The organism is Pseudomonas monachiensis (assembly GCF_047345015.1).
Lineage (GTDB): Bacteria > Pseudomonadota > Gammaproteobacteria > Pseudomonadales > Pseudomonadaceae > Aquipseudomonas > Aquipseudomonas monachiensis.
The window spans coordinates 6214025-6227748 of record NZ_CP178857.1 but is presented as its reverse complement, the minus strand read 5'-3'; the positions used below and the strand labels follow the sequence as shown (position 1 = coordinate 6227748).

Sequence of the window (13724 nt, the reverse complement as noted above, 5' to 3'; positions counted from 1 at the left end):
CCATGCTCAAAGCAGCCATCGTCCTGATGCTGATTGCCACGGTTGTCAGCCTGTTCAGCGGCCTGTTTTTTCTGGTCAAGGACGACAGCCGCTCAAACCGCCTCGTCATTGCCTTGAGTGTGCGTGTCACTCTGGCCGCCATTACCCTGGGCCTGATCACCTGGGGGTTTTTCAGTGGCCAGTTGGTTTCCCATGCCCCCTGGTAACTAAAAGCTCACAGCCTCAGAGCACATAGACGAAAACAAACAGCCCGATCCACACCACATCCACGAAGTGCCAGTACCAGGTCGCCGCTTCGAAACCGAACTGGTGCTCGTTGTCGAAGTGCCCGCGCATGATCCGCACCAGCATCACGAACAGGATGATGGTGCCGATGGTGACGTGGGCGCCGTGGAACCCGGTGAGCATGAAGAAGGTCGCGCCGTAGATGCCCGAACCCAGGGTCAGGCCCAGTTCACGGTAGGCGTGCATGTACTCTTCGGCCTGGAAGGTGAGGAACGCACAGCCGAGCAATACGGTGAGCGCCAGCCAGAGTTTCAGTGCGCCGCGATGGCCCTTCTTCAAGGCATGGTGGGCAATGGTCACGGTCACGCTGGAACTCACCAGCAACACGGTGTTGAGCAACGGCAGGCCCCAGGGGCTGATGACCTCCTTGGGCGGCGGAAACAGTTTCGAGTCGGGGTTGCTCAGCAGCGGCCAGGTGAACTGGAAGTTCGGCCACAGCATGTGCGCCACGCCTTTGGCGCCTTCACCACCGAGCGCCGGCCCGGAGATATGACGGACATAAAACAGCGCGCCAAAAAAGGCGATGAAGAACATCACCTCCGAGAAAATGAACCAGCTCATGCCCCAGCGGAACGAGCGATCCATCTGTGCGCTGTACAAGCCGCCGCGACTTTCCTTGATCACCGTACCGAACCAGCCGAACAGCATGTAGGCCACCAACAGCCCACCGACGAAAAAGATAAGCGGGCCGTGGGATTCCGGACGCGCTGCCTTCAGATCATTGAACCAGGTGGCCAGGCCAAACACCGTGACGAACATCCCGACCGTGGCGATGATCGGCCATTTGCTCTGGGCCGGGACGTAATAATGTTCATGAGTTGCCATTTATTGTTCTCCTTATCGGGCACGCTCAGCCGCCAGTGTTTACAGCTACCGGTGGATGTCGGGCGGTGATATCGAACAGCGTGTAAGACAGCGTCAGGTGCTTCACATCCTTGGGCATGTCACGGTCAACGATGAAACGTACCGGCATCTCGATCCGCTGACCGGGCTGCAGCACTTGCTGGGTAAAGCAGAAACATTCGGTCTTGTGGAAGTACGCCGCCGCATTGCTGGGCGCGATGCTCGGCACGGCCTGGGCACTCATCGGCTTATCGGTGGGGTTGTGGGCGATGAAGATCATCTCGTTCACCGCCCCCGGGTTCGCGGTCAATTCATCATGTTTGGGGTAAAAGTCCCACGGCATGTCGGCGGTGTTGGTCGACAGAAACTGCACGCGCACCTGCCGCGAGGTGTCGACCGTTTGCTCACCCTCGTACTGCCCGCCGGTCTTGCCATTGATGCCGAAGGCCTTGCACATCACGTCGTAGATCGGCACCAGGGCAAAGCCAAACACAAACATCGCCACCACCACGGTCAGCAGGCGCGTGACCAGTTTTTTCATCGAAATCGAGTCAGCCATGGGCCAAGCCCTCCACACAGAACTCTGTGGGAGCGGGCTTGCCCGCGATAGCGGCCTGCCCGACACACCGCGTCGCATGCATCGCAGGCAAGCCAGCTCCCACAGGACCGAGGCGTTTCATTTCACTTCCGGCGGTGTGGTGAAGGTGTGATACGGCGCCGGTGACGGAATGCTCCACTCCAGGCCTTCAGCCCCATCCCATGGCTTGGCCGGTGCTGGCGGGCCGCCGCGAATGGTCTTGATCACGATGAACAGGAAGAAGATCTGCGTGGCGCCGAACATGAACGCGCCGATCGACGACACCATGTTGAAGTCGGCGAACTGCAGGTTGTAGTCCGGAATCCGCCGCGGCATGCCCGCCAACCCCACGAAGTGCATAGGGAAGAAGGCCAGGTTCATGCCGATGAACGACAACCAGAAATGCAGCTTGCCCAGGGTTTCGTCGTACATGTGGCCGGTCCATTTCGGCATCCAGTAATAGGCCGAGGCGAAGATCCCGAAGATCGCCCCCGGCACCAGCACGTAGTGGAAGTGCGCGACCACGAAGTAGGTGTCCTGGTACTGGAAGTCCGCCGGGGCGATGGCCAGCATCAACCCGGAGAAACCGCCGATGGAGAACAGGATCACGAACGCCACGGCAAACAGCATCGGCGTCTCGAACGTCAGCGAGCCCTGCCACATGGTGCTGGCCCAGTTGAACACCTTCACGCCTGTCGGCACCGCGATCAACAGCGTGGCGTACATGAAGAACAACTCGCCCACCAGCGGAATGCCAACCACGAACATGTGGTGCGCCCAGACGATGAACGACAGGAACGCGATACTCGCCGTGGCGTAGACCATCGAGGTGTAGCCGAACAACGGCTTGCGCGAAAAGGCCGGAATGATCGAGCTGACGGCGCCAAAGGCCGGCAGGATCATGATGTACACCTCGGGGTGACCGAAGAACCAGAATACATGCTGGAACAGCACCGGGTCTCCGCCACCGGCGGCACTGAAGAAACTGGTGCCGAAGTGGATGTCCATCAGCATCATCGTCACGCAACCGGCCAGTACCGGCATCACCGCGATCAGCAGGAACGCGGTGATCAGCCAGGTCCAGACGAACAACGGCATTTTCATCAGCGTCATGCCGGGGGCGCGCAGGTTGAGGATGGTGGCGATCACGTTGATCGCCCCCATGATCGAACTGATCCCCATCAAGTGGATGGCGAAGATGAAGAAGGTCACGCTTTCCGGCGCGTAGGTCGTCGACAGCGGCGCGTAGAACGTCCAGCCGAAGTTCGGCCCGCCACCGGGGGTGAACAGGGTCGATACCAGCAGCAGGAACGCCGCGGGCAACAGCCAGAAGCTGAAGTTGTTCATGCGCGGCAGGGCCATGTCCGGCGCGCCGATCATCAGCGGGATCATCCAGTTGGCGAGGCCGACGAAGGCCGGCATCACCGCACCGAAGACCATCACCAGGCCGTGCATGGTGGTCATCTGGTTGAAAAATTCCGGCTGGACGATCTGCAGCCCCGGCTGGAACAGCTCGGCGCGAATCACCATCGCGAACGAACCGCCAAGCAGGAACATGGAGAACGCAAACCACAGGTACAGCGTACCGATGTCCTTGTGGTTGGTGGTCAGCACCCAGCGCATCAGGCCTTTGGCGGGGCCGTGGGTGTGGTCGGTGGCGGTATGAACATGTTCATCGATTACAGCAGTCATGTCCTGTCTCCTGCAAACAGATGGGCTGGGCAGGCCGGGGTGCGTAGCCCCGACCGGTTCCGTAGGTGCGCAATAGACCGGGTCATTTGCTTTCCGCCTGTTTCAGCTCCAGCACTTCTTTAGGCGTGACCATGTCGCCCTTGTTGTTGCCCCAGGCGTTACGTTCATAGGTCACGACTGCCGCGATATCGACTTCCGAGAGTTGTTTGCCGAATGCGGCCATGGCGGTGCCAGGCTTGCCGTGGAAGACAATGCTCAGGTGAGCATCTTTCGGCCCGGTGGCGATCTTCGAGCCCTTGAGCGCCGGGAACATCGGCGGCAGGCCCTGGCCTTCGGCCTGGTGACAGGCCACACAGGTGGTGTGATAGACCTTGTCGCCGCGATCCTTGAGCTCGTCGAGAGTCCATTCCTTGCTGGTCAGCTCTTTGAGCTGCGCGGCTTCGGTCTTGCGTTCGGCCAGCCATGTTTCGTAATCGGCCTTTTCCTTGACCTCGACCACGGTCGGCATGAAGCCGTGATCCTTGCCGCACAACTCGGCGCACTGGCCACGGTAGATGCCGGGCTTGTCGACGCGGGTCCAGGCTTCATTGACGAACCCGGGAATCGCATCGCGCTTGACCGCGAAAGCCGGCACCCACCAGGAGTGGATGACGTCGGCGGAGGTCACCAGGAAGCGCACCTTGGCGCCGACCGGCAGCACCAATGGCTTGTCGACTTCGAGCAGGTAATGCTCGCCCTTGGCTTCCTTGTTGTGGATTTGATCCTGGGGAGTGGTCAGGTTGCTGAAGAACTCGACGTCCTGGCCCAGGTACTTGTAGTGCCACTTCCACTGGTAGCCGGTGATCTGGATATCGATTTCCGGCTCGCTGGCGTCGTACATCTTGATCAGGGTCGCGGTAGCGGGAATCGCCATGGCCACCAGGATCAGGAAGGGCACGATGGTCCAGAGGATTTCGACGGTGGTGCTTTCATGAAATTTGGCGGCCACCTGCCCGGTCGAGCGGCGGTGGAGAATCATCGACCAGAACATGGCACCAAATACGATGATGCCGATCACCACACAGATCCAGAAAATGATCATGTGCAGGTCGAATACTGCGTGACTGATTTCAGTCGCTCCAGGCGCCATATTCACAGTCCAGGCCGCTTGTGCCTGACTGAAAATCGACCACAACAGGAGGCCCATCCAGACATGTGGATGTCGCATCATTGCGGGTTCCCCTTATCGTTCTTGTTATCCCGCCGGCTTTCACCTGCGGCAAGGGAGCGGCTGCATCAGACTACGAACTTGAGCACCGGGCCTTGCTGCATATGCAGTCGGGCGTCATCAGCTAACTCCATTCCACCCCGAGTATAGACAGCGACTCTCACCTCGCAATGCGAAGGCGTAAATGATCTGAAACAGCATTAACTTGCGTTGCAGGGCACGAATGGAGAAGGATGCAGACGAGTGGTGGCAAACCGATATAACGGGGCCGTCTCAAGGATGAAATAATTATGACAAATGCGTCTTAGCATTTTTCGTAAGCCAGCTAAGTTATGTCTTCCCTATTTCATTGCCTTGTTTCCTGGAGTTTTCATGAACACCGCCGCATTGCGCGAGCAGATCCAAAAAGCCCAACAACACGAAGCCCAGACCGGCCTGCTGACGCGTCAGCTGGAAAGTAAGCTGCCTCATCTGCACCCGGCGATCCAATTGCCGGAGGCCGATACCAACGGCGTACTGACGCGATTTGTCGCCGCCTACATCGAAGAAGTGCCCGATCTGCTGGATGCAGCCAATGAAGTCGCAAGGGAAGCGGGCATTGAGTCACAGATCAAACCGGTGCTGAGTATCGCCGAGCAGTACTTCCTCCAGCCGCCAGCCATCATGGCCGGCCATGTCGGGCTCGACAGCCTGCTGGATGAAGCTTACCTGGCGCACCGGTTTGTCGAAGAGGTCAACGACCTGTACATCAAGCATTTCGGCCAGCCACTGATCCCTTTGGACATGACTGTCGCCAACCTGATTGCTCACCAATTGATCGGTGAGGAATTTGCCAACCAACTGGACGAAGTGGTGCATCACACCATTGACGAGATGCTCAACGACGAAAGTTTCGCACTGGAGTCGGTGGAAGCCTACCGTGACAAACTCAATAGCCCGGACACCGGTGCCGCGTGGAAACGCTGGCCGTGCATGTCCCGCCGTTTGGGCGTAGGCCTGGAACTGGATCAGCCGGCGGCTTGATCCACCGGTAAACACAATCCCCTGTGGGAGCGAGCTTGCTCGCTCCCACATTGGGCTTCAGCCAGCCGCACCTATGCCCGTGTTAGTACGAACCCTGCCTTCGAGTCTGCGCTTCAACCCCCGCGATTCAATCAACAGCTTCGAACCCTTGGCCGCATTCGCCCGGCCCCATTCCTCCAGCAGTTCCAGACACGAGTGATCGATGTAGCTCAGGTTATTGAGCGGCACATGCACCGTCACGCCTGGTGGAATACTGCCCAGCACCTGGGTCAGCGCCGGCACTTTGAGGAAGGTCGCCGCGCCCACCAGGCGCAATTCCATTTCCCCTTCCTGCGGCAGGTCGATCAGGCTGATTTTCAACCGCGAAGCTTTCAGCGCCAGCTTCACCAGCGTCAGGCCGAAGCCAATCAACACGCCGGTCAGCAGGTCCGTGAAAACAATGGCGAGCGCGGTTGCCGCATAGGTGAACATCGGCGCCCGACCGTACCGACCCAAACCACGGAAGACCTTGAGATCCACCAGCTTGAAACCGGTGTAAACCAGCACACCCGCCAGGCTCGCCACCGGAATGCTTTGCAGCACGCTGGACAGCAACAGCACGAACGCCAACAACCACAGGCCGTGGAAAATGGTCGAAAACCGCGTGGTTGCGCCGGCCTGAACATTCGCCGAACTGCGCACGATAACGCCGGTCATCGGCAACGCCCCAAGCAGGCCACACAGCATGTTGCCGATACCTTGCGCCGACAATTCCCGGTCGAAGTCCGAGCGCTGACCACTGTGCATGCGATCAACCGCGGCAGCTGAGAGCAGGGTTTCGGCACTGGCGATGAAGGCCACCGCAAACGCCGCGATCAGTAAAGCCGGATCAGCCAGGTTGAGCAGATCCGCTGGCTTTAGCCAGTCGATGGCCTCCGTCAGGTTGGCCGGTACCTCGACCCGCTTGACCTGCAACGCCAGCATTAGACTGGCAAGCGTGGCCAGACCGACGCCGAGTAGCGCGCCAGGAACGAAGCGCAGGGATTGCGGACGGAATTTCTCCCACAGCCACATGACGGCGATCGTCGACAAACCGAGCAACCCGGCTTGCCAGCCAAACGAGGGCAACGCCTGGGCCATCGCCGCCGGGAAGGCCGCCAGGTTATCCAGGCCCGAGGGTTTGGGCACGGCATCCAGCATTACATGCACCTGAGACAGGATGATCAGCACACCAATCCCGGCCAGCATGCCGTACACCACCGCGGGTGCCGTCACCCGAAACCAGCAGCCCAGCTTCAAACGGCCAGCCACCAGTTGCAGCAAACCCGCCAACAACAGAATGGGCCCGAGCATGGCGATACCGTGTTGGCGAACCAGTTCGAATACCAGAACGGCCAGGCCCGCCGCCGGACCGCTGACTTGTAGCGGCGAGCCGGCCAACCAACCGACCACCAGACCACCGATGATGCCGGTGATCAGTCCTTTGGCCGGCGGTAGCCCCGAGGCAATCGCGATGCCCATGCACAGGGGCAGGGCGACCAGAAACACAACCACCGAAGCCAGCAGCTCCCGTGGCAGAACAGCTTTGAGTCGAGCAGCACGCATGGTGAATCTCCCGAAGTTTTCTTCAGGCATGGCAAAGCCAGGCTGCCTGAACGGCAGCCTCGGCTGAACCACACAACGATTTAGGAGGGTTTAGAAGCGCGCTTTGGGCGTCGCCACGGGAATTGGCAGGCTGCCATTAAGCGGCAGGAAACAGCCTTGATCGGCGTCGTACGCTTTGATTTCGCTGGTTTCGATGTTGTAGACCCAGCCGTGAATAAATAGCTGACCATTGGCCATGCGCGAGGCCACCGACGGATGGGTGCGCAGATGCTGCAATTGGGCGATCACATTCTCTTCGGTGAGGATGTGCATGCTTTCGCTTTCGCTAGAGCAGTTGCAGTTCTCCTGCACCATGGTCTTGGCCACTTCGGCATGACGCAGCCAGGCTTTGACCGTGGGCATTTTTTCCAGACTGTCCGGGTTGAGCACCGCGCGCATGGCGCCGCAGTCGGAATGCCCGCAAATTATGATGTGATGCACTCCCAGCGCCAGTACGGCGTACTCGATGGCCGTGGAAACACCGCCGTTCATTTGCCCATAAGGCGGCACGACGTTGCCGACGTTACGGGTCACGAACAAGTCGCCGGGGGAGCTCTGGGTAATCAACTCGGGAACAATGCGCGAATCGGCGCAGGCGATGAACATCGCTCGTGGCCGCTGGGCCGTGGCGAGTTTCTTGAAGAGCTCTTCCTGCTGAGGAAAGATCTCATGATGAAAATGCAAAAAGCCGTCAACGATATGCTGCAACGCTGCATCGGCGGTTTCGGCCTCGGGTTGGGCTGAAGCCGACGCAGCCAACGGCTGTTTATCCTTGTCACTCATCAATTCATCCTCATTGGCGGGCTCAGGGAGTCTTCCCGGGTGGTCCGGTGTGAAGCCAGTGGCTGTTAAAAAACATCCAGGCCAAAAATCTCGACCCATCAGTCACTCGATGAACAAGGTAGCGGCCGAATCTTAATTGAAACTGAATAAAACGCTCTGGAATGCGTGTTCCAAGTCACAAAAAACGTGACCAGCCTAAGGCGTGAGCGCGATCTTCAGTACTCAACCATAGGCCAATTGTCCTCAAATCAACGACATTTGGCGACCAGGCGGACAAAAGGCATTGCAGTCCAGGTCAAAGCCTTCCCGGCGATTGAGCCCCAGGCGCTTGATGGTTTTGGCAAAGCGCTGTGCCAGCAGGTCGGCGAAGGGGCCTTCACCACGCATTCGAGCACCAAAGCGGCTGTCGTAGAGTTCACCGCCACGGCTCTGGCGAATCAGGCTCAGCACATGCGCCGCCCGCTGCGGATAGTGGGCGCCCAGCCATTCTTCGAACAGCGGCGCCACTTCCAGCGGCAGGCGCAACATCATGTAGGCAGCACTTTGCGCCCCGGCCGCATGGGCCTCGGCGAGCAGGCTTTCGAGTTCGCTGTCGTTGATCATCGGAATCATCGGTGAACACAGCACGCCCACCGGAATGCCCGCCTCGCGCATGACCCTGATCGCCCGCAACCGGGCCGTGGGCGCTGCGGCACGGGGCTCGAGGATGCGTTTGAGTTCGTCATCCAGGGTGGTCAGGCTGATCATTACCGCCACCAGTCTTTGGCTGGCAAGTTCGGTCAGCAGGTCCAGGTCGCGAAGAATCAGCGAGCCCTTGGTGACGATGGTCACAGGGTGTCGGTAACGCAGGAGTACTTCGAGGGTTTGCCGGGTGATCCTGTATTCACGCTCGATCGGCTGATAGGGATCGGTGTTGGAACCCAGATTGATCGGTGCGCATTGATAGCCACGTTTGGACAGCTGCTCCTCCAGTACGTCCACGGCGTTGGTCTTGGCGATCAGTTTTGTCTCGAAATCCAGCCCCGGCGACATGTCCCAATAGGCGTGACTGGGGCGTGCGTAGCAATAGATGCAGCCATGCTCGCAGCCGCGATAAGGGTTTATCGAGCGATCAAAGGGCAGGTCCGGCGAATTGTTGCGGGTGATGATGGTTTTCGCCGTCTCGATGCGCACTTCCGTGCCTTGAGTCACGGGTGCTTCCTGGTACCAACCGTCGTCCTCGGCCACCGAATGATTAGGGGCGAAGCGGTTGTGCGGGTTGGTCGCGGTGCCGCGTCCGCGAGGAGGCAATGGCATATTCATAGTGAGCGCCTTACCGTACTGTATGCTTATACAGTACACCAGAACTCATCGGCGAGCCAATGCCGTTCGGCGCCTTTTGTATAAACGGCTAATTAACAGCTTGACCATCAAACATGGATGGGACGCCTCCAGAACTCTTTGAAATTGAGAGTTACATATAAAGAGTGGCCTAAAAATTATGTTTGTCTGTATTGTTTAGTCGCTGTAATCAGACATATGGAAATAACTTAAAGGGATTTAATAATGTCGTTTTTTAATCGTCGTGGTATTTTTCTGCAAAAACTTGGGCCTACCATAGTCGACCCGAATGAAGTGCTAGTCTCCATGCAGTTTGCTTTGAAAGAATCGAGTCTGGATGGTAACGGCTCTCCGACGGAGAGCCTGCTGGATTCCACCATTTACATTGCTTCGTCTCGCGACGGTGGCCAGACTTTCAGTATTGACAATGTCAGAGACGTAGAGGGTGATGGCAATATCGGTGAAACCGACAAGGTAAAAATGCTGGCACTGGCCAAAGCTTATGCAGATATTGTCAATCCATAATTGATGATTTGCAGTAAGCAATCGACAGGAGAATGTCGATGTGGTTTGACCTGCTACGCATGACGTCCATGCGTAGCAGATTGGATATATAGGGATATTATTATGTGGACACCCGGCGATACAGGTGTATTTCTACAGCGGATAGAAACACCGGGAATTGATAAGGTAATTATAAAGTTAGTAAGAAAACAATCGGACAATAGTGCCGACCAGCGATCTTTCAACCTCTACAGCAATGTCACGACAATGACCTTGCACATAAAGTCTGAGAACATCGAAGAGTACAGACTAGACTACGATCCATGGTCTGACATTAACGTAACTCCAGACCGAAGTATTGATGAGAAAGATATCGACGCCATTACCAAGCTGGCTCTCGCCTTCTACAGTCAACCGATAATTGCTCCTGGCGACGGAGCTTTTCTCTCTCTTGAACCAGAGGATCTTGTTGATATCTTTGATCCAGAGAAACCAATTGAACCTGTCCCTCCTCCGAGAATCGGGGTGCAAATTGAAGTGCTGGATATGGAAGATGGTGATCAACCGGAGTTCGACTATTTCATGACTGCATTATCCGTGGACAATGGAGCAAATTTTAAAGTACGAAGGATCAATCCCCATTCCGGCATCTTTTACGTCCCGGGGATGGATGACTTGGTCAAATCATTCATCAAACTCAAATTGTAAGTCCATGCCAGTCACCTCAGACAACACCCTTTCACGTTTCATTGACAGTCCTCTCACAGGCCTTTGACCGCTCAGGGTTGAAGCTGGATTCCAACATCCTTTCTCTCCCTGAACGGTCACTCGGGCATGTCCTTACTGCGCTTTATCCTTGCGATGTGCCTGTTGCTGGTCGCATTGTTCAACCTCACACCAGCTCTTGCCGCCGACAGCATCTCGACTCGCCCAACAGACTGGGCGCAACCAGTCGAGGTCCAGTACAACCTTTTCCAGATGTCGCCTACGCTGTACCGCAGTGCGTTGCCGGACAGTGGGGCATTGCCGTTACTGGAAAGACTCAGGGTCGGCACGGTGGTCAGTTTTCTGCCCGAGTCAGACGCGAGCTGGTTGTCCACGGCAAAAATCACCCAAGTTCATTTGCCTTATCGAACCAACCACGTAGATGATGCAGACATACTCAAGGCACTGCGTACCATTCAAACCGCCGAAGCCAACGGTCCAGTGCTGATGCACTGCAAGCATGGCTCCGACCGGACCGGACTGATAGCGGCCATGTACAGGGTGGTGGTGCAGGGCTGGACCAAGGAAGAGGCACTGAACGAAATGACCCAGGGCGGCTTTGGCGACAGCACCCACTTCAAGGACGGCATCCGCTACATGATGCAGGCTGATGTGGAAAAACTGCGCACTGCCCTGGCCAATGGCGACTGCAGCACCAGCCCGTTCGCCGCGTGCTCGATGAAGAGCTGGTTCAAGTCCGCTCACATCGAATAAAAAAGCCCCCGCTGCATGGCGCAACGGGGGCTTTTTTTCACTCAGTGTTGTTCGTCAGGCTTTTTCTTCAATTTCGGATTCGGGAAGAACTGAACCGCCTGAACCTTGGTGTCGGCAGGTTTGGGGGCGCTGGTGTTAACCCGCGTACCCAACTCCTTGGGCACCGAAAGCCCTTGCTCATTAAGTGTGTCGGAGTAACCGCAGGCCACGCACTCTCGGTGCGGGACCTGGTCTTCATTCCACATCATCAATTTGTCCGGCTCGCTGCATGCCGGGCAGACCGCCCCGGCGATAAAGCGTTTTTTCGTAATCACAGGTCCCTCACTCATGCTGCCGCGTCCTCACTCAGGCCGCTGTGGCGCAAGAGTGCGTCAATTGATGGCCCACGACCACGGAAGTCGACGAACAGCACCATCGGCTCCTGGGAGCCGCCACGGGCCAGGATTGCTTCGCGGAACGCACGACCGGTATCGGCGTTGAGCACGCCTTCTTCTTCGAACTTCGAGAACGCATCGGCCGACAGTACTTCAGCCCATTTGTAGCTGTAGTAACCCGCTGCGTAACCGCCAGCGAAGATGTGAGCGAAGCTGTTAGGGAAACGGTTGTAGGCCGGTGGACGCATCACCGAGACTTCATCGCGCACGCCTTCAAGCACTTGCAGCACGCTGCGGCCGTCGCCGTGGGTAGCGTGCAGTTCGAAGTCGAACAGCGAGAACTCCAATTGGCGGACCATCATCAGGCCGGACTGGAAATTTTTCGCCGCGAGCATTTTCCCGAGCAGATCCTGGGGCAGCGGTTCGCCGGATTCATAGTGACCGGAAATCAGCGCCAGTCCTTCCGGCTCCCAGCACCAGTTTTCCATGAACTGGCTCGGCAGCTCGACCGCATCCCAGGCCACGCCGTTGATGCCGGACACACCAGCATGCTCGACGCGGGTCAGGAGGTGATGCAGGCCGTGACCGAACTCGTGGAACAGGGTGGTGACTTCGTCGTGGGTCAGCAGCGCAGGCTTGCCGCTGTCGGCCGGGGTGAAGTTGCACACCAGGTTGGCCACCGGGCTTTGCAATACACCGCCAGCGGTGCGACGACGGTCGCGGGCGCCATCCATCCAGGCACCGCCACGCTTGTTGGCGCGGGCGTACAGGTCGAAGAAGAAGCGGCCTACGTGCTGGCCGTTTTCCTTGATTTCAAACAGGCGAACATCCGGGTGCCAGGTGTCGAAACCTTTCTGTTCGGCAATCTCGATGCCGTACAGGCGCTGGACAATGGCGAACAGGCCACTGAGCACCTTGTCGATCGGGAAGTAGGCGCGCAGGGCTTCCTGGGCCACGCTGTAGCGTTGTTCACGGAGTTTTTCGCCGTAGAAACCGCTGTCCCAGCTTTGCAGATCCGGGCAGTCCTGTTCAGCGGCATAAGCCTTGAGCTGCTCAAGATCCTGGGTGGCGAACGGCTTGCTGCGCTTGGCCAGGTCACGCAGGAAGCTCAGCACCTGATCGCTGGACTCGGCCATTTTGGTCGCCAGGCTCAGCTCAGAGAAACTGCTGAAACCCAGCAGCTTGGCCAGTTCCTGACGCAGGTCGAGGATTTCTTCCATGACCGGGCCGTTATCGTTCTGGCCGGCATTCGGGCCCTGGTCCGACGCACGGGTGCAGTAGGCCGCATAGACTTCTTCACGCAGTGCGCGGTCCTGGGCGTAGGTCATCACCGCGTAATAGCTCGGGAATTCCAGGGTGATCAGCCAGCCGTCCAGGTCCTTGGCCTGAGCCGCGGCGGCCATTTGCGCCTTGGCCGAGTCGGTCAGGCCGGCGAGGGCGGCTTCATCGGTGATGTGCTTGGTCCAGGCTTGAGTGGCATCGAGCAATTGGTTGGAGAAACGGCTGCCCAGTTCGGACAGCTTGCTCTGCACTTCGGCGTAACGCTTCTGTTCGGCTTCCGGCAGGTCGATACCCGACAGACGGAAGTCACGCAGGGAGTGTTCCAGGATAGTTTTCTGCGCCACGTCGAAACCGGCGGCCTCCGGACTGTTGGCCAGGGCTTCGAAAGCCTGGAACAGTTCGCGGTTCTGACCCATTTCGGTGGAGTAGGCGCTCAAGGCCGGCAGGCACGACTCGTAGGCTTCACGCAGTTCGGCGCTGTTGCACACGGCATTGAGGTGGCTGACCGGGCTCCAGGCGGCGCCCAGGCGGTCGTTGAGTTCGTCCATCGCCAGCACCAGGCCAGCCCACGTTGGCTGTTTGACCTGGGTCTTGAGGATCTCGACGATGGCGACACGGTTGTCAGCCAGGATCTGTTCAATGGCCGGTTGTACGTGTTCGGCGCGGATGGCGGAGAACGGCGGCAGGTCATAGGACTGCAAAAGAGGGTTGTTCACGCTCACGGTTGATACCT

Annotated in this window: 14 protein-coding genes; 5 read left to right on the top strand and 9 right to left on the bottom strand. The window is 58.0% G+C overall.

Annotated elements, in window-relative coordinates; genetic code table 11:
* Positions 1 to 2: 2 nt before the first annotated feature.
* Complete coding sequence (locus tag ACMDB8_RS28185; protein ID WP_007969817.1) at positions 3 to 206, top strand: twin transmembrane helix small protein; 204 nt, start codon at positions 3 to 5, stop codon at positions 204 to 206.
* A 16-nt stretch (positions 207 to 222) separates the two neighbouring features.
* Here the strand turns inward: ACMDB8_RS28185 and ACMDB8_RS28180 are convergent, their stop codons facing one another.
* The 4 genes from ACMDB8_RS28180 to coxB form a co-directional block, all read right to left on the bottom strand.
* A complete protein-coding gene (locus ACMDB8_RS28180) occupies positions 223 to 1110 on the bottom strand; it encodes a cytochrome c oxidase subunit 3 (protein ID WP_056726725.1) in 888 nt (295 codons plus the stop codon).
* Positions 1111 to 1135: 25 nt separating this feature from the next.
* Complete coding sequence (locus ACMDB8_RS28175) at positions 1136 to 1687, bottom strand: cytochrome c oxidase assembly protein (protein ID WP_056726726.1); 552 nt, start codon at positions 1685 to 1687, stop codon at positions 1136 to 1138.
* Positions 1688 to 1804: 117 nt separating this feature from the next.
* On the bottom strand, positions 1805 to 3397 hold the full coding sequence (gene ctaD / locus ACMDB8_RS28170; protein ID WP_409078217.1) for a cytochrome c oxidase subunit I: 1593 nt from the start codon (positions 3395 to 3397) through the stop codon (positions 1805 to 1807).
* Between the two features lie 82 nt (positions 3398 to 3479).
* Entirely contained in the window at positions 3480 to 4607 is a 1128-nt protein-coding gene (gene coxB / locus ACMDB8_RS28165; RefSeq protein ID WP_056726728.1) for a cytochrome c oxidase subunit II, read from the bottom strand.
* 369 nt (positions 4608 to 4976) lie between these two features.
* Here coxB and ACMDB8_RS28160 point away from each other — a divergent pair, with 369 nt between their 5' ends.
* Positions 4977 to 5627 (top strand): hypothetical protein, encoded by a 651-nt coding sequence (locus ACMDB8_RS28160; RefSeq protein ID WP_056726729.1) that lies wholly within the window; start codon positions 4977 to 4979, stop codon positions 5625 to 5627.
* A gap of 57 nt (positions 5628 to 5684) precedes the next feature.
* On the opposite strand, the gene ACMDB8_RS28155 is transcribed toward ACMDB8_RS28160, so the two are convergent.
* The 3 genes from ACMDB8_RS28155 to ACMDB8_RS28145 all read right to left on the bottom strand — a co-directional run bounded on the left by ACMDB8_RS28155 (position 5685) and on the right by ACMDB8_RS28145 (position 9335).
* Positions 5685 to 7211 carry a SulP family inorganic anion transporter gene (locus ACMDB8_RS28155; protein WP_056726730.1) on the bottom strand — a complete coding sequence of 509 codons (1527 nt, stop codon included), beginning with the start codon at positions 7209 to 7211 and terminating at the stop codon, positions 5685 to 5687.
* A 90-nt stretch (positions 7212 to 7301) separates the two neighbouring features.
* On the bottom strand, positions 7302 to 8033 hold the full coding sequence (locus tag ACMDB8_RS28150; protein WP_008045785.1) for a carbonic anhydrase: 732 nt from the start codon (positions 8031 to 8033) through the stop codon (positions 7302 to 7304).
* Positions 8034 to 8276: 243 nt separating this feature from the next.
* Positions 8277 to 9335 carry a PA0069 family radical SAM protein gene (locus ACMDB8_RS28145; protein ID WP_409078216.1) on the bottom strand — a complete coding sequence of 353 codons (1059 nt, stop codon included), beginning with the start codon at positions 9333 to 9335 and terminating at the stop codon, positions 8277 to 8279.
* Between the two features lie 243 nt (positions 9336 to 9578).
* Between ACMDB8_RS28145 and ACMDB8_RS28140 the strand changes: the two genes are divergently transcribed.
* From ACMDB8_RS28140 to ACMDB8_RS28130, 3 genes are all read left to right on the top strand, one after another.
* The gene (locus ACMDB8_RS28140; RefSeq protein ID WP_223542697.1) at positions 9579 to 9878 is read left to right on the top strand and encodes a hypothetical protein; all 300 of its coding nucleotides are present in this window, start codon (positions 9579 to 9581) and stop codon (positions 9876 to 9878) included.
* Between the two features lie 102 nt (positions 9879 to 9980).
* Complete coding sequence (locus ACMDB8_RS28135; RefSeq protein WP_409078215.1) at positions 9981 to 10565, top strand: hypothetical protein; 585 nt, start codon at positions 9981 to 9983, stop codon at positions 10563 to 10565.
* Between the two features lie 126 nt (positions 10566 to 10691).
* Complete coding sequence (locus ACMDB8_RS28130) at positions 10692 to 11336, top strand: tyrosine-protein phosphatase (protein ID WP_223542695.1); 645 nt, start codon at positions 10692 to 10694, stop codon at positions 11334 to 11336.
* A gap of 41 nt (positions 11337 to 11377) precedes the next feature.
* On the opposite strand, the gene ACMDB8_RS28125 is transcribed toward ACMDB8_RS28130, so the two are convergent.
* Together ACMDB8_RS28125 and prlC are read right to left on the bottom strand one after the other, a co-directional pair.
* Complete coding sequence (locus ACMDB8_RS28125; protein WP_056726735.1) at positions 11378 to 11665, bottom strand: YheV family putative zinc ribbon protein; 288 nt, start codon at positions 11663 to 11665, stop codon at positions 11378 to 11380.
* Positions 11662 to 13713, bottom strand: a complete 2052-nt coding sequence (gene prlC, locus ACMDB8_RS28120) for an oligopeptidase A (RefSeq protein WP_409078214.1) — start codon at positions 13711 to 13713, stop codon at positions 11662 to 11664. Before prlC ends, ACMDB8_RS28125 begins: the two co-directional genes overlap by 4 nt.
* Between the last annotated feature and the right edge of the window lie 11 nt (positions 13714 to 13724).